Raw genomic sequence first — 16,882 nt, 5'->3', positions numbered from 1 at the left:
CATGGGATGAAGCAAGTGAAGACAGGGGTTCGGCTGACGATCGTCTATATTTTGCTGGTCGCGCTGGCTCTGTTTATGATGGGACCGTTTCTCTGGCTGCTCAGCGTGTCTTTGATGCCAGGGAAAAACGTGTTCGCCAACCCGCCGGCCATCCTGCCGACGTTCATTGACTTCGACAATTACGTGAAGGTTTGGCAGTTCATGAACTTTCCGAAGTATATCTATAATACGGTCGTGATCACGGTGCTCGGGGTTGTGACGAACGTGGTTCTCTCCAGCCTGACCGCGTATCCGCTGGCGACCTTTCGCTTCAAAGGAAGGGATCTCGTGTTTACCTTACTGGTGGCCACGATGATTATCCCGTCTTCGACAGCGATGATCGTGCATTATCTGACGATTCAGTCTCTGCATTTAACCGGGTCCTTTCTGGGGGTCGTACTGCCTTCGGCCGTGTCGGTGTTCAACATCTTTTTGATGCGCCAGACCTTTCTCGGGATTCCTTCGGACGTTCGTGATTCGGGAAAAATGGACGGTGCCTCCGAGTTCCGGATTTGGCTGCAGCTGATCCTGCCCTTGGTAAAACCGGCGATTGCGGTCATTTCGCTGCTGGAAATGATGGCGTTCTGGAACAACTTCCTGTGGCCGATCGTTGTGCTGGACGATCCGCAGAAGTATCCGCTTGCTGCGGCGCTGACGTTCCTGAACGGCCAATTCTCCTACAATTTCGGATGGATCGCGGCGGGAACGATGATCTCGGTGCTGCCGATTATTATCGTGTTCCTGTTTACCCAGCGTTACTACATGGAAGGCATGGCGGGCGCGATCAAGGGGTAAGATGGGCTAATTTACGCTAGGAAAGGAAGCTTGCAGACATGGAGAAGAGTCACAAACTGGTGTTCGTCCCTCTAGACGAACGTCCCTGCAACTATGAATTCCCGTATATGCTGGCGCAGGGAACCGAGTTTGAGATGGTCCGGCCGCCGATGGACATGATGGGTCTCAAAAAGCGCCCGGGCGATACCGAAAGGTTGTGGGCCTGGCTGGAACAGGAGGCCGCTGACGCCGACGGGGCCATCGTCGCCATAGACACGCTGCTGTACGGCGGCATCATCCCGTCGCGCCTGCATTACCTGAAGCCGGGGGAGCTTGCGAACCGGGTGGACCGGCTGCGACGGCTGAAGGCACGGAATCCGAACTTGCGGCTCTTTGCCTTTCAGTTGATCATGCGCTGTCCGCAGTATTCGATCGCCGATGAGGAGCCGGATTACTACGGCGACTGGGGCCGGGAAATCTTCCGGAAAGGCTTTATCAGCCACCGGCAGGAGCTGGGGCTGGCCACGGCGGAAGAAAGCATGGAACTGGCCGAGATCGATACCCGGCTGCCCGTTGATGTGCTGCAGGATTACCTGGACCGCAGGTCGGTGAACATCGAGGCGATCGGCCGCGTGCTGGATGTGATTGCAGACGGCGGCATTGATTTTATGATTTTCCCTCAAGACGATTCGGCGCCATACGGTTATACGGCCAAGGATCAGCAGAAGGTCAGAGCGCAAATCTCTGAGCTCGATGTGGAGCTGCGGGCTTACATGTATCCCGGCGCCGATGAGGTCGGATGCACCCTGCTGGCTCGCATGGTCAACGAAATCAAGGGAAGCACGCCGCTCATTTATCCGCGCCTTGCTGCGGTTCAGGGCAGCTTTGTCACACCGCTGTACGAGGACCGGTACTTCTATGAGACGCTGAAGTATCAAATCATGGCGGCGGGCGGCTTAATCGGGTCCGGCTGCAGCGAGTCAGACTTGGTGCTGCTCGTGAATACGCCGGGTGAAACGATGGTCGAAGCCGCGTCCCAGGAGCACCCGTTCTTCGGTTACGACATCAACCGGAACATTATCGAGCTGGTGGAGTACGGGGATTATGTGATGAAGGTTCACGGCGCGCCGGCAGCTGTCGCGGACGTCGGGTATGCGAACGGCGGCGATTTGAAGCTGGTGAAGCTGCTGCGGCAAAAAGGGATGCTGTTTAACCTGGCGGGTTATGCCGGATGGAATACGAGCTCCAATTCGCTGGGAACGGTCATTTCACAATCCATGCTGTACCTGCATTATGGCAGGACGCAGGAGCATCTTGACTTTCTGGCGCTGCGGTATGCCGAGGATGTCTGCTATTGCGCGGGTGTCCGGATGGAGCTGAACGCTGGTCTGGTTGAGCAGCTGGGGCTTAGCGTGTTCGAACTGGACGGCCAGCGCGGTAAAGTGTCCAGGCTGGTCAAGGAACGCCTAGGAGAAATGCTGGATCAGCGCATAAACAGCGATCAAGGGGTGGTGGAGATCACGGATTGCTTCATGCCTTGGAATCGTACCTTCGAAGTAGGACTACAAGCGCGTTTTCATGTGAAACCGCCGATATATAGATAATAGTGGCTTTGATAAGCCACATAAAAAGATGAGAGAGGGTGGACATACTGGAGCCAATACTGCAATCTCTGCGATACTGCCTGATCGCATCCTGCCAGGCGCTGCCGGATGAGCCGCTGCACGGTGCGCACATTATGGCCCGCATGGCCAAGGCCGCCGAAGAAGGCGGAGCGTCGGCGATCCGTGCCAACGGGGCGGACGACGTCCGGGCGATCAAGGCTGCGGTTTCGATCCCGGTGATCGGGATCATCAAGCGGGAGTATGCGGGATCGGACGTTTATATTACGCCTACGCTCAAGGAGGTGGAGGAGCTGCTTGAGGCTGGCGCAGACATGATCGCTTTTGACGCGACGGGACGTAGTCGGCCCGGCGGGGCCCGGCTGGAGGATCTGATCCGGCGGATGAAGCAGGCGGGCGTTGCCAGCATGGCGGATGTTTCGACGCTGGATGAAGCTGTTCATGCCGCTTCCCTCGGCGTCAGCTGCGTATCGACGACGCTGTCGGGATATACGGATTATTCGCCGCAGCTCGAAGGTCCCGACCTGAAGCTGGTTGAAGAAGCGGCGGCCCGGCTGAGCATTCCGCTCATTGCCGAAGGCCGGATCCACGAACCCTACCAGGTTGAGGAGGCGCTCAAGCTCGGTGCGCACGCCGTCGTTGTGGGCGGGGCCATTTCCAGACCGCAGCAGATCACGCGGCGCTTCTCGAACGCGGCCCGGAAGGCGGCCCAGTCGCTGAGAGCATGAGAAGGACGGGCGTCCACTGAATATGACTGGCTAATAAGGAAAGGAGCGTGGATAACGTTGATTCAAGAGCTGGTGGCTGATGTCATTATCATCGGCGGAGGACTCGGCGGAACGTCAGCCGCCCTGGCGGCGGCCAAAGCCGGGATGAAGGTGGTCGTGACCGAGGAGACCGATTGGATCGGAGGGCAGCTGACCTCGCAGGCGGTTCCTCCCGATGAGCACCGCTGGATCGAAAGCTTCGGCTGCACGGCATCCTACCGGGAGTTCAGAAACCGGGTCAGGGATTATTACAAACGCAACTACCCGCTCAACGAGCAGGCGCTAAACGACCCGGAGCTCAATCCGGGGAACGCCTGGGTCAGCAGGGTGGCGCATGAGCCGAAGGTTGCCCTGCAGGTGCTGGAGGATATGCTGGCCCCGTACGTGAACACCCGCCGGATCCAGGTGCTGCTTAACTCGCATCCTGTTCACTGCGAGACGGCAGGTGATCAGGTGGCGTCGGTAACGGTGGAGAAGACAGATGGGCAAACCAGGTATAAGCTGAGAGGCGCGTATTTTCTGGACGCGACCGAAACGGGTGAGCTGCTTCCCCTGACCGGCGCGGAATATGTGAGCGGAGCTGAGGGGCGCAGTGAAACGAACGAGCCGCACGCACTGGAGGAAGCCGATCCGCTCGATATGCAGTCCATCACCCATGTGGCGGCCGTGGAATACATCCCAGACGGAAACTTTACGATCCCGAAGCCGGACAGCTATGATTTTTGGCATGAATACAAGCCCTCATTTTCCACGTATCCGATCTTAAGCTGGTATGCGAACGAAGCCGAGGATACGTCCAAATTGCGGCGGTTTACGATGTTTCCGAACGATCAAGGGATCATGTCGCTGTGGGATTACCGGCGGATCGTGGACCCCTCCCTGTGGAGCGTGCCGCTAAGCGACGGCGAGGTGACGCTGCTTAACTGGCCGATGAACGATTATTATCTGGGGCCTGTGATCGGCGTATCGGAGCAAGAGCGCACGCGTCATCTGGAGGCGGCCCGCGGGCTTACGCTATCGCTTGTGTACTGGCTGCAGACCGAAGCTCCCCGGCTTGACGGGGGATACGGGTATCCAGGCATCCGGCTGCGAGGCGACGTACTCGGCACGGAAGACGGCTTGGCGAAGTCCCCTTATATCCGGGAGTCGCGGCGGATCCGCGCGCAGTACACGATCACCGAGCATGATGTCAGCCAGGAGCTTCGCGGCGCGAAGGGGATCAAGCGGTATGAGGACAGCGTCGGCGTCGGAAGCTATTATTTAGACCTGCATCCGACGACGGTGAACCAGCGGGCTTTTTTCATTCCGAACTATCCTTATGAAATTCCGCTCGGATCGCTGATTCCGGTGCGGATGACCAACCTGCTTCCGGCATGCAAAAATATCGGCATGACGCAGATCGCCAATGGCTGCTACCGGCTGCATCCGACGGAATGGAACATCGGCGAATCCGCGGGACTATTAGCCGCTTATGCGGTGATGCACGGCATTCCTCCGCGTGAAGTAAGGGCCTCGGCAGCGCATTTATGCGATTACCAGGCGATGCTGGAGCGATATGGGGTTCAGCTTCACTGGCCGGAAGGGACATTGGAAATGTAGATGCCCTGATTTACGCCATAAATATACGAAAAAGCCGGACGGCATCTTTCGGATGCTTGTCCGGCTTTCTTGCGTTACGTCTGCTTTTTATTTGTGGGTTGGCGGTTCAACTGTTGTTCCGATCCCTTGTCACTCAATCCGGAATTTTCTCCACCAGTTCCTGCTCTTTGCCGCCCGGTTCATTGGACAGCCCGGTGACCTCAATCAGCTTGAAGAACAGGCTGAGCACGATGCCCACGACCGTGGCGAGCGCCATGCCTTTAAATTGAACGGGGCCAATGTTGAGCTGAACGCCGCTGATGCCGACGACCAGAACCAGCGTCGCCAGGATCATGTTGGTCGGCTTGGAGAAATCGACCTTTTGCTCGACGAAGATCCGCAGACCGGAAGCGGCGATGACGCCGAACAGCAGCAGGGATACACCGCCCATGACCGGCGTCGGAATGTTCGCGATAACCGAAGAGACCGTGCCCGAGAAGGACAGCAGGATCGCGATGACGGCCGCGCCGCCGATGACGAAGACCGAATATACTTTGGTCAGCGCCATGACGCCGATATTTTCCCCGTACGTCGTGTTCGGCGTGGAGCCGACAAAGCCGGAAAGGATGGTCGAAATGCCGTTGCCCAGCAGCGAGCGGTTCAGTCCCGGATCCTTCGACAAGTCTTTGCCGACGATGTTGCTTGTTACTAGCAGGTGGCCGATGTGCTCGACGATAACAACCAGGGATACCGGGATAATGGTCATGATGGCGGCCCAGTCCCAGCTTGGCGTGGTGACCGTCGGCATCGTGAGGAAGTGGGCGCTGGCGATCGCGTCCTTATTAACCATGCCTGGCATAAAGAAGGACAGGACGTATCCGACGACGATACCGATCAGAATATGGATGATCTTCGGAAATCCGCGGAACAGAACCGCGCCGATGACAGTTACGCCGAGCGTCGTCATGGATAAAATGATGCTGTTCATGTCATAGGTCATCGCGCCGGAAGCCGCGTCTGACTTCGGAAGCAGTCCGGCCATGCCTGCCGCAGTCGGCACCAGCTCCAGTCCGATCGTGGCGACGATCGCGCCCATGGCGGCCGGCGGGAACACGACGTCGATCCAGCCCGTTCCCGCGAACTGGACGATCAGGCCCACGATGACGAAGATGATACCCGTAATGATGAAGGCGCCCAGGGCCAGCGGGTAATTTTCCTTCGGATTGTTGCCGAGCACGGCCAGCACCGGAGAAATGAAAGCAAAGCTGGAGCCCAGATACGCCGGAATCTTGGCCCGGCAGATCAGGATGTACAGCAGGGTGCCGATCCCGTTCATCAGCAGGATCATGCCCGGATCGACGCCGAACAGGTTCGGCACGAGCACCGTGCTTCCGAACATGGCGAAGAGGTGCTGCAGGCTGAGCAGCAGCCCCGGTCCAAACGGAAGCTTCTCATTGACTTGAATTTCGCGTTGCAATTCGTTCACTCCCATACGTGATTTCGTCCATATCAATAAATTCATTCAATCTAATTTATCTGGAATTATGACATTTTTCAATCTTTTTTTTCACTCCCGGGGCGCAATTTGGCCAAAAAACTTGTTTGTTGTTCCCAGGCTTCCTGTTCCTGGCAGGAAATGTTGACGTAACGCCGTTCAAGCGTCATAATTATATAAAATCATTACATGACAGAACCTGCAAAGATGGATTATGACGCGGGTTCTATTTTATATAGAAGGGAAACGGAAACGACTAGAATGGGCATAGAGCGATTACTTGAAAAGGCTGGAGCCTATATAAAAGAGCCGGATTTGGACCGCATCAGGGAAGCCTATGAATTTGCGGAACAGGCCCATCACGGTCAGGTGCGCAAATCAGGCGAGCCTTATATCCTGCATCCGCTTGCGGTTGCAGATATTGTCGTGAACTTGATGATGGATACGACCTCCATCGTCGCCGCGCTTCTTCATGACGTGGTCGAGGACACGACCGTATCGCTCGAGGATATCCGTACCCGATTTGGCGCCACCTGTGCCATGCTTGTCGATGGACTGACCAAGCTGGAGCGAATCCAGTTCCGTTCCAAGGAAGAACAGCAGAACGAGAATTACCGTAAAATGTTTATCGCGATGGCGCAGGATATTCGTGTCATCGTCATCAAGCTGGCCGACCGCCTGCACAATATGCGGACACTGAAATACCAGTCCGAGGAGAGTCAGCGGCGGATCGCTTATGAGACGCTCGAAATCTTTTGTCCGATTGCCGACCGTCTCGGTATTTCAGCGATCAAGAGCGAAATGGAGGATTTGTCGCTCCGTTACCTCAATCCGCAGCAGTATTACCGCATCGCCAACCTGATCCACAAGAAGAAGGCTGAGCGTGAGCAGTTCGTCGAAAACGTCATCGTCCGGATCCGCGAAAAGCTGGAGGAAATGGGCATTGAGGGCGATTTGTCGGGACGGCCGAAGCATATCTACAGCGTCTTTAATAAAATGACGACCAAAAACAAGCAGTTCAACGAAATCTACGATTTGCTCGCGATCCGTATTATTGTGGATAACATTAAAGACTGTTATGCCACCCTGGGAATTATTCATACCCTGTGGAAGCCGATGCCGGGCCGGTTCAAGGACTATATCGCCATGCCGAAGGCCAACATGTACCAGTCGCTGCATACGACCGTAGTCGGACCTAACGGTGAGCCGACCGAGGTTCAGATCCGGACCTGGGAAATGCACCGCACCGCCGAGTACGGGATCGCGGCCCACTGGGCTTATAAAGAAGGTACAACCGCCGTCGGCGGCAACTTTGAGAATAAAATGACCTTTTTCCGCGAAATTCTGGAGCTGCAGCATGAAGCCAAGGACGCTTCGGAATTTGTGGAATCGCTCAAAATGGATTTTTTCTCGGATCTTGTTTTTGTGTTTACGCCAAAAGGCGAAGTCATTGAGCTGCCTTCCGGCTCGGTGCCGCTGGATTTTGCTTACCGGATTCATACGGAGGTCGGAAACCGGACCATCGGGGCCAAGGTGAACGGGCGGATCGTACCGCTGGATCACCGTCTCAAAACCGGGGATATCGTTGAGATTTTGACGTCCAAGCATTCTTACGGACCGAGCGGCGACTGGCTGAAGATTGCCCAATCTTCGCATGCGCGAAGCAAGATCAAGCAGTGGTTCAAGAAGGAAAAACGGGAAGAGAACGTGGAGAAGGGCCGCGAAATGGTCGAGCGCGAGCTGAAGGGCCGCGGCCTGGACATCTCTGAATGGATGACGGACGAGAAGCTGCTGGAAGTGGCGAAAAAGTTTTCGTTCAACGATATCGAAGACATGCTGTCGGGCGTCGGCTTTGGCGGCATTACCGCAGCGCAGATTTGTACCCGCCTGACGGAGCGGCTCCGCAAGGAGCAGGAGGAAGCCAGCCTGCTGGAGCTCACGACCGAGAAGAAGGAAATCAAGCCGGCCGAGAAGAGATCGCGCCCGACCAACGGCGTCCGGGTCAAGGGGATCGACAACCTGCTTGTGCGGTTCGCCCGCTGCTGCAATCCGGTGCCCGGCGACGACATCGTCGGTTACGTCACCCGCGGCCGCGGCGTATCGGTGCACCGCTCGGACTGTCCGAACATTCCGGCGTCGGGCGACGGTGAAGAAGCCGCACGCGTGATCGAAGTCGAGTGGGAAACCGAGATCGAGGCGAATTACAGCGTCGATATCGAAATTACGGGACATGACCGGAACGGGCTACTGAACGAGGTGCTTCAGGCGGTATCGGAGAGCAAAACGAACATTTCCGCAGTGACCGGGCGCTCGGACAAAAACAAAATGGCGCTCATCCACATGACGATCCTGATCCGCAACACCGATCATTTGCAGTCGGTCGTGGAACGGATCAAGCGCGTGAAGGATGTGTACACCGTACACCGGATCATTCAGTAAGGATATTCAGTAAGGGGCCTGGGGAATGCACACTGCTCACCGGAGCATACGTTGACAACTCAGGTGCCCAGGGAGCGGAACAAGCGAAGGAGCGTAGAGAGACAGCATGAAAGTGGTTGTACAGCGCTGTAAGGAAGCGCAGGTTACGGTAGATGGGGAGGTCATGGGGGCGATCGGCCAGGGGCTGATGGTGCTCGTCGGCGTGACCCATGAGGACACGGAGAAAGACGCGAAATATTTGGCTGATAAGGTTGCCGGGCTGCGCATTTTTGAAGATGATGAGGGGAAAATGAACTACAGCGTCATGGAAGTTGGCGGGGGCATACTGTCCGTGTCGCAGTTCACCCTGTACGGCGACTGCCGCAAAGGCAAACGTCCGAACTTCATGGCCGCGGCCAAACCGGATATCGCGGAGGGTTTGTACGAACAATTCAACCGCGAGCTCAGAGACAAAGGGCTTGAGGTCGCCACCGGCCGGTTCGGGGCGATGATGGACGTCACCTTTACCAACTGGGGGCCGGTCACGCTGATTATCGACAGCAGAGGGGCATAGAAAAGGTAAATATCGGGCAAAATAGGGATGAGCATCCGCCATTTATATACACATAAGGAGTTCATCCAATATGCGCCAATCCGTTCAGACCCAAACGCTGCAGTCGCTGCCGCTTGCGCCGGTCGCCTCGCTGCACGAGGCCGCCAAGACGATGCAGGCTGTACGGGAAATCCCGTTTCCCTTATGGACCTTGTACACGAAGGGAATCGGCCGGCAGCAGACCATCCGGTAGTCGGCCCATGATTGTTTCAAGTAAATAGAACCGAGCAGAACCCTCTTTTATTGCGAAAGAGGGTTCTTTTCTGTGGAAAAGAGCTTTTTGCAGTTATTTGAGATGATCGACCCCAAGTTTATTACGAATATCCACCCCCAAAATGACTTGATCAGCTTGCAAACCGAAAATTCCGCCTCTTCTCCTTTCTTTCCTCGCGATTGGATCCGCGAGCATGTTATAAACGTGCGCGATTCGGGTAATAACAAGGCGTGGACCACTTATCCATGAAAGGAGAACGATATTCCATGAGCAAGGTTGCATTTTTACTAGCGAACGCATTTGAAGATTCGGAAATGAAAGTCCCATATGATGAAGTCAACAAAGCGGGCCATGACACGGATATTATCGGCCTCCAGCAGGGTGAGAAGCTGACCGGTAAAAACGGCGAAGCCTCGTATACGGCGGACAAAGCTATCGCGGATGCGAAGGCGGCCGATTATGATGCCGTCGTCATTCCCGGAGGCTCTTCTCCGGAGAACCTGCGGCTGAACAAGGATGTGCTGAACTTCGTGAAGGAGATCAACAGCGCCGGCAAGCCGATCGCCGCGATTTGCCACGGCCCGCAAATTTTAATCAGCGCCGGTCTGCTGAAAGGCAGAACGATCACCTCGTACCCGCCGCTTCAGGATGACATGGTGAACGCAGGCGCGGAATTTAAGGATGAGGAAGTCGTCCTGGACGGCAACTTCATCACTTCACGGACTCCCAAAGACGAACCGGCCTTTGTCCGGGAACTGCTGAACGTGCTGTAAGGCTCCGGGAGTGCCTTGGAAGCTTTCGTTTTGTGATTCATGATTTTAAATAGAGATGGAGGTAATGTATCATGACGAAGCAAATTCAAGCGTACTTCAAAACCGAGGATGACGCGGAAAGCGCAAAAACGAAGCTGATTGGCTTCCAAACGGAGCACCTGGAGGTAAGCCGGCTTGGAGAGGGCATCGGCAGTGACCGCCGCATCCTGCTTCCAATCGCCCCCGTCAATTTTAGCGGCAGCTCCAATGCTGCAGGAACGTCAGGTGCGGTAGGCGTGCCTACCGCTTACCCGGCCGCAGGCATCCCTGTGGTGGACGACCGGGATCCGGACGAGCTGTCCGAGGAGGACCGCGAACGCCGTGCGGACGAGGGAGGCGACCTGCTCTCGGGAGCGGTGGACGTGTCCCTGGACGATGAGGACTACCGGGACCTGGAGTACGTCCTTGCTGCCAAAGTGCCTGACGATTCTTATCAGGACGTTGTCAATAAACTGCGGGCAAGCGGCGGTTATGTGGAAATTTTCGACTGATTTCCTCACAAATCGATGCAAAGAAAGCGCTGGATAAAGCGCTTTCTTTTATGTAATATAACTGTAATATTAGTTTCATATTTCCTTAATATTGGCTGTCTATAATAACAGCATGACCCCCTTTTTTAATATATTACCTTATTGAACCTACAATATGGATTGTAGGTTTTTTCTTTGCTGAAAAGTCTGTAAATTGACATCTGCATCCAATTTGTGACAGAGGCTCTTGACTTTAGTGCAGCGGTTCATTACAATCTAAAAATAATCTAAAATCGATTTGATGACGGGACCAAGTAGTCCGTGCCCCACCATGCAGAGAGGAATCCCTTAGGCTGAGAGGATTCTATGGATGACCGGATGAATGACTTCCCCGAGAACAGGCGGCGAAAGTGGCTTGCGGCGCAGGATGTGCGCTGTTCCAGATCATGAGTAGACGTGCTGCGCTGAACGGGCGTTAATCGTTTGGAGCGGATACATAAGAAGTATCCGGAATGTGGGTGGTACCACGGGAATCAATGAATAACGATCTCTCGTCCCTGTTGGCTTGTTCAAGCGCAGGGGTGAGGGATTTTTTTGTCTAGCCACAAATGATCTATGAAAAGAGGGGTTGCTATGGCTTACCAAAAACCGACGGGCACGCAGGATTTGCTGCCGGGCACGGTGGAGAAATGGCAGTTTGTCGAAGAAAAAGCCAGAGATTTGTGCCGGCGGTTCAATTACCGCGAAATCCGCACGCCGATGTTTGAGCAGACCGAACTGTTTGAACGCGGCGTTGGCGAAACGACGGATATCGTCGAAAAAGAGATGTACACGTTCAAGGACAAGGGCGACCGCAGCATGACGCTGCGCCCGGAAGGCACTGCCGGCGTGGTCCGCTCCTACGTCGAAAACAAGCTGTACGGTGAACCCGATGTCACCAAGCTTTACTACATTGGCCCGATGTTCCGCTACGAGCGTCCTCAGGCGGGACGTTACCGTCAGTTCCACCAGTTTGGGATCGAGGCATTCGGTGCAGTGGATCCGGCCATCGATGCGGAAGTTGTCTCGCTCGGATACCAGTTCTGCAAAGACCTCGGCCTGCAGGGCGTGACCGTGGAAATCAACTCCGTGGGCAATCCCGCCAGCCGGGCGGCGTACCGCGAGAAGCTGCTCGCGTTTCTGACGCCGATGAAAGACACGCTGTGCAAGGACTGCCAGTCGCGGATGGAGCGCAACCCGATGCGGGTGCTGGACTGCAAGATCGACCAGGACAAATTCGTCGATGCGCCATCGATTCTGGACAGTCTGGACGAGGAGTGCACCACCCACTTCGAGCAGGTGAAGGCGTACCTCACCGCGATGGAGGTCGACTTCAAGGTCAACCACCGGCTGGTACGCGGCTTGGACTATTACACCCACACCGCCTTCGAATACAAGGCGCAGGGCATCGGCGCGATCGATACGATCGGCGGCGGCGGGCGCTATAACGGCCTCGTCGGCGAAATCGGCGGTCCGGACCAGCCGGGCATCGGATTCGGCATTGGCCTCGAGCGGATCCTGCTGATCCTCGACAAGCAGGAGATCGACCTTCAAGCGGTGAAGCCGCTGGACGTGTACCTGGTGGCCCTAGGCGAAGTAGCCGACCGCGAAATCACCAAGCAGCTGTACCTGCTGCGCAAGGAAGGCTTTGCGGCAGAGCGTGACTACCTGGGCCGCAAGATGAAAGCGCAGATGAAGTCCGCTGACCGCCTGAAGGCGCGTTATACCGCGATTCTCGGGGACGACGAGCTGTCGCGCGGGGAAATCGCCCTGAAGTCGATGGAAACCGGCGAGCAGCAGACGGTGAAGCTCAGCGAACTGCATTTGGCATTACGTAAATCCGCCGATAAGGCTGAATAAATATACCAATTAAAAGGGGAATGACAAAACATGCATAGGACCCATCAATGCGGTAGCCTGACCACCGCGAACATTGGAGAAACGGTAACATTAAACGGCTGGGTGCAAACCCGCCGTGACCTCGGGGGCGTCTTGTTTATTGACCTGCGCGACCGCAGCGGCATCGTGCAGATCGTATTCAATCCGGCATACTCCGGCGAAGCTCTGGCCATCGCCGACCGAGTGCGCAGCGAATACGTGCTGTCCGTCACAGGTAAAGTTGTGCAGCGCGACGCAGAAACGGTCAACCCGAACCTGCCGACCGGCCAAATCGAAGTGCAGATTACCGAGATCGAAGTGCTGAACGGCGCCAAAACGCCTCCGTTCTTCATCGAAGACGGTGTGGAAGTTGACGAGTCGCTTCGCCTCAAATACCGTTATCTGGACCTTCGCCGTCCGGAAATGCAAAAAACGCTGCTGCTCCGCTCCAAAGCATCGAAGATCTTCCGTGACTTCCTGGACGGAGAAGGCTTTATTGAAGTCGAAACGCCGATCCTGACAAAAAGCTCCCCGGAAGGCGCACGCGACTATCTCGTACCGAGCCGGGTGCATGAAGGCGAGTTCTTCGCTTTGCCGCAGTCCCCTCAGCAGTATAAACAGCTTCTGATGGTAGGCGGCATCGAGCGTTATTTCCAAATCGCCCGCTGCTTCCGTGACGAAGACCTGCGCGCCGACCGTCAGCCGGAGTTCACGCAGGTGGACATCGAAACGTCCTTTATGAACCAGGACGAGCTTCTGGGCATGATGGAGCAGCTGATGGCCCGCCTGTTCAAAGAAACGATTAACGTAGACATTCCTTTGCCATTCCAACGCCTGACTTACGCCGAAGCGATGGACAAATACGGCTCTGACAAACCGGACCTCCGGTTTGGGCTGGAATTGATCCAAGTCAGCGACCTGGTAGCTTCGAGCGGCGTCAAGGTGTTTGCTTCCGTCGTCGAAAAAGGCGGAGAAGTCAAAGTGCTGAACGCCAAAGGCTGCGGCACGTGGAGCCGGAAGGAAATCGACGATCTGGGTCCGTTCGCGGCCCGTTACGGTGCCAAAGGCTTAGCCTGGATCCAAGTCAAGGAAGGCGAGTTCAAAGGGCCGATCGTGAAGTTCTTTACGCCTGAAGAGATCGAAGCGCTGAGAGAGCGCACCGGGGCCGAAGAAGGCGACCTGCTGCTCTTCTCCGCTGACAATAAAAAAGTCGTAGCTGACGTGCTTGGCGCGCTTCGCCTGAAAATCGGCAAACAGCTCGGCCTGATCAACGAAAATGAATTCAAATTTGCCTGGGTGGTCGACTTCCCGCTGCTCGAGTGGGATGAAGAAGAGAAACGTTACGTTGCCCTGCATCATCCGTTCACCCGTCCGCGCGACGAAGACCAGCATCTATTTGAAACCGATCCGGGCAGCATTCTGGCCCAGGCTTACGACATCGTGCTGAACGGTTACGAAGTCGGCGGCGGTTCCATGCGGATCTACAAGCGCGACATGCAGGAGAAAATGTTCGCGGCCCTCGGCTTGTCGCCTGAGGATGCCAAAGACAAATTCGGCCACCTGCTGGATGCCTTTGAATACGGCACGCCACCTCACGGCGGCATCGCGTTTGGCCTTGACCGGCTCGTGATGCTGCTCTCCGGACGCAGCAACCTGCGCGAAACGATCGCCTTCCCGAAAACGGCCAGCGCGACCGATCTGCTCATGGATGCACCGTCGCCGGTCGACCAAGGGCAGCTTGAACAGCTTCACATCAAGCTCGTGAAAAAGCCGGGGGAAGAGAAGAAAGTTCATTCTTAAGTTAAGGGAGGCCACCTGACGATATGCTTAATCAATTTTCACGTACGGAGCTGGCCATCGGGCCGGAAGGCCTGGAAGTCATGAAAAACAGCACGGTGGCGGTCCTCGGCATCGGCGGGGTGGGGTCCATTGCGGTGGAAGCCCTGGCCCGCACCGGGGTCGGCCGCATTATTTTGATTGATAAAGACGTGGTTGACATTACCAATATCAACCGCCAGATCCATGCATTGACGACGACCATCGGCCAGAAGAAGGCGGATCTGATGGTAGAGCGCGTCAAACTGATCAACCCGGACATCGATGCGATCGCATTGAACATGTTTTATACGGAAGAAACCTATCAGGAGCTGTTTAAGTATGAGCTGGATTACGTGCTGGACGCATCGGATACCGTGTCCTACAAAATCCATCTCATCAAAGAGTGCCTGAACCGTAAAATCCCGATCATTTCCAGCATGGGCGCGGCCAATAAAATGGACCCGACCAAATTCCAGGTTGCGGATATTTCCAAGACGACGATGGATCCGATCGCCCGGGTCATCCGCACAAAGCTGCGCAAAGACGGCATCAAAAAAGGCGTCAAGGTCGTGTTCTCGACCGAAGAGCCGATCAAGCCGCGCGTGGACGTGACGGAAAAAATCGTTCCGGAGAACGCGCCGGAGATCCGTAAGGCAAAGCAGCCGCCGGCCAGCAACGCCTACGTACCTCCTGTCGTCGGCCTCATCATGGTGAGCGTTGCCGTGAAGGACCTGCTCGCCAAAGCAGGGATTCAGGTATAACGAACATTCCGGAGCCGACCGGGAAGACGCTCGCGAAATAACGGGCATAACTGAAGCAAGTGATGGCGCGCGAGGCCGTATAACGGCGCTCGCGCCTTTTATTTTACAAATATGGTATAAATAAAATAGGTTGGACACCGTTTGTCGAACAGGAGGACTATTGTTGAAATCTAGTTTTTGGCACCGCAGCCTGGGGCTGCTGCCGGGGGACAGCTGGAAGAAAGAATGGATTGCGGGTGCTGTTTCGTATTTTTCCGTCGTATATATTGTGATGGTTAACGCGAATATTTTGCACGATGCGGGGATGCCGCTGAAGGCCGCCATGGTGGGAACACTGCTGACGTCGGTTGTGGGCTGCCTCCTGATGGCCTTTGGCGGCAAGTCGCCGATTGTGGTCGTACCGGGCATGGGCATCAACGCCTTCTTCACGTACACCCTGGTGCATTCCATGAAGCTGTCCTGGCAGGAAGCGCTGATGGTCGTCGCGGTCACGGGCGTATTATTTTCGATCGTTTCCTTTACGTCCTTGTACCGGATCGTGAGCGAGGCCATCCCGCACAACCTGAAGCACGGCATTACGGTAGGGATCGGGCTGTTTCTGACGTTTATCGGGCTGCAAAAAAGCCAAATCGTGATCGCCCACCAGACGACTTTTGTCACCATCGGGCATTTCAGCGATCCGGCCGTCATCGTGTCCTGCTTTACGCTGCTGCTTGCCCTGATTTTGTTTATCCGGGGCGTGCAGGGAGGACTGCTCATCAGCATTCTGCTGGGAACGGGACTGGCTTATCTGCTCGGTGCCGTCAAGCCGGTACAGCTCGAATCCGGACATACCTTCCGCCAGTACGGGGAACTGTTCGGCCATCTGTCAGCGGCAGGGATCGGCAGCCTGGTGTTCTGGATCGCCGTCTTTCTGCTGCTTCTGATCGTCGTCTTCGAAAATATCGGCCTCATCGCGGCGCAAACCCAGATGATCGGCCGGCCGGAACATTTTAAAGGCAGCCTCCGAGCGCTGTCGATATCGAACATCTTCGCCGGAATATTCGGGAGCAGTCCCGTGGTGGCGGCTGCAGAAACCTCCGCCGGGATTGCCGCCGGGGGGAGAACCGGGCTGTCGGCGCTCGTATCCGGCCTGCTGTTCGGAGCGACCTTTTTCTTCATTCCGCTTCTGAGCTACATACCGGACAGTGCCATCGCGCCAGTGCTGATCGTGATCGGCGGGCTGATGGTCCAGAACGTTAAAGAGATGGAGTTTACGGATTTGACCGAAGCGTTTCCGGCATTTCTCATTATGGTCATGATCCCTTTTACGTACAGCATTGTGGACGGCATGGCTTTCGGCTTTATCGCTTACCCGGTGGTAAAGCTGGCCCAGGGCAGAGGCCGGGAGGTTTCGCCTGTGCTGTACGGCATTGCCGTACTGTTTGTGGCGAACTTCGTGCTGCATGCGTTCCTCTAAGGCATAAATCGCGGAAGTGGAATCCCTTGAAAGGGGACCCGTTTAAGGGCGGGTGGATCTTTCCGGTTTGGGGTAATGGATAGGGACAGCTAAGCAGCTGTCCTGAGCCGTTTTTTCAGTGAATT

At 55.8% G+C, this 16,882-nt stretch carries 15 protein-coding genes; 14 read left to right on the top strand and 1 reads right to left on the bottom strand.

Annotated elements, in window-relative coordinates; translation table 11 throughout:
* Positions 1-6 precede the first annotated feature (6 nt).
* The 4 genes from BCV73_RS20235 to BCV73_RS20220 are packed head-to-tail and all read left to right on the top strand — an operon-like array spanning position 7 to position 4,801.
* Positions 7-834, top strand: a complete 828-nt coding sequence (locus tag BCV73_RS20235; RefSeq protein WP_256992920.1) for a carbohydrate ABC transporter permease — start codon at positions 7-9, stop codon at positions 832-834.
* 38 nt (positions 835-872) lie between these two features.
* The gene (locus BCV73_RS20230) at positions 873-2,417 is read left to right on the top strand and encodes a DUF4127 family protein (RefSeq protein WP_089548349.1); all 1,545 of its coding nucleotides are present in this window, start codon (positions 873-875) and stop codon (positions 2,415-2,417) included.
* A 44-nt stretch (positions 2,418-2,461) separates the two neighbouring features.
* A complete protein-coding gene (locus BCV73_RS20225) occupies positions 2,462-3,163 on the top strand; it encodes an N-acetylmannosamine-6-phosphate 2-epimerase (RefSeq protein ID WP_256993155.1) in 702 nt (233 codons plus the stop codon).
* A 57-nt stretch (positions 3,164-3,220) separates the two neighbouring features.
* Positions 3,221-4,801, top strand: coding sequence for an FAD-dependent oxidoreductase (locus BCV73_RS20220; protein WP_256992918.1), 1,581 nt, complete (start codon positions 3,221-3,223; stop codon positions 4,799-4,801).
* A 133-nt stretch (positions 4,802-4,934) separates the two neighbouring features.
* Here the strand turns inward: BCV73_RS20220 and uraA are convergent, their stop codons facing one another.
* Positions 4,935-6,257 carry a uracil permease gene (gene uraA / locus BCV73_RS20215; protein ID WP_089548347.1) on the bottom strand — a complete coding sequence of 441 codons (1,323 nt, stop codon included), beginning with the start codon at positions 6,255-6,257 and terminating at the stop codon, positions 4,935-4,937.
* A gap of 279 nt (positions 6,258-6,536) precedes the next feature.
* On the opposite strand from uraA, the gene BCV73_RS20210 reads away from it, so the two are divergent.
* From BCV73_RS20210 to BCV73_RS20170, 10 genes are all read left to right on the top strand, one after another.
* The gene (locus BCV73_RS20210) at positions 6,537-8,714 is read left to right on the top strand and encodes a RelA/SpoT family protein (RefSeq protein WP_076176994.1); all 2,178 of its coding nucleotides are present in this window, start codon (positions 6,537-6,539) and stop codon (positions 8,712-8,714) included.
* 106 nt (positions 8,715-8,820) lie between these two features.
* Positions 8,821-9,267, top strand: a complete 447-nt coding sequence (dtd, locus tag BCV73_RS20205; RefSeq protein WP_089548346.1) for a D-aminoacyl-tRNA deacylase — start codon at positions 8,821-8,823, stop codon at positions 9,265-9,267.
* A gap of 70 nt (positions 9,268-9,337) precedes the next feature.
* The gene (locus BCV73_RS35115) at positions 9,338-9,499 is read left to right on the top strand and encodes a hypothetical protein (RefSeq protein WP_163879807.1); all 162 of its coding nucleotides are present in this window, start codon (positions 9,338-9,340) and stop codon (positions 9,497-9,499) included.
* 72 nt (positions 9,500-9,571) lie between these two features.
* Entirely contained in the window at positions 9,572-9,769 is a 198-nt protein-coding gene (locus BCV73_RS20200) for a hypothetical protein (protein ID WP_089548345.1), read from the top strand.
* Between the two features lie 17 nt (positions 9,770-9,786).
* Entirely contained in the window at positions 9,787-10,293 is a 507-nt protein-coding gene (locus tag BCV73_RS20195; protein WP_076176996.1) for a type 1 glutamine amidotransferase domain-containing protein, read from the top strand.
* 71 nt (positions 10,294-10,364) lie between these two features.
* On the top strand, positions 10,365-10,823 hold the full coding sequence (locus BCV73_RS20190; RefSeq protein ID WP_089548344.1) for a hypothetical protein: 459 nt from the start codon (positions 10,365-10,367) through the stop codon (positions 10,821-10,823).
* A 612-nt stretch (positions 10,824-11,435) separates the two neighbouring features.
* Positions 11,436-12,701 carry a histidine--tRNA ligase gene (gene hisS / locus BCV73_RS20185; RefSeq protein ID WP_089548343.1) on the top strand — a complete coding sequence of 422 codons (1,266 nt, stop codon included), beginning with the start codon at positions 11,436-11,438 and terminating at the stop codon, positions 12,699-12,701.
* A gap of 30 nt (positions 12,702-12,731) precedes the next feature.
* A complete protein-coding gene (aspS, locus tag BCV73_RS20180; protein ID WP_089548342.1) occupies positions 12,732-14,519 on the top strand; it encodes an aspartate--tRNA ligase in 1,788 nt (595 codons plus the stop codon).
* Positions 14,520-14,542: 23 nt separating this feature from the next.
* The gene (locus tag BCV73_RS20175; protein ID WP_076177000.1) at positions 14,543-15,298 is read left to right on the top strand and encodes a tRNA threonylcarbamoyladenosine dehydratase; all 756 of its coding nucleotides are present in this window, start codon (positions 14,543-14,545) and stop codon (positions 15,296-15,298) included.
* Positions 15,299-15,461: 163 nt separating this feature from the next.
* Positions 15,462-16,757, top strand: coding sequence for an NCS2 family permease (locus tag BCV73_RS20170; protein ID WP_076177001.1), 1,296 nt, complete (start codon positions 15,462-15,464; stop codon positions 16,755-16,757).
* Positions 16,758-16,882 lie beyond the last annotated feature (125 nt).

It is taken from the genome of Paenibacillus sp. SSG-1 (genome assembly GCF_002224835.1).
Taxonomy (GTDB): domain Bacteria; phylum Bacillota; class Bacilli; order Paenibacillales; family Paenibacillaceae; genus Paenibacillus_AQ; species Paenibacillus_AQ favisporus.
This window is presented reverse-complemented; position numbering and strand designations above follow the sequence as displayed.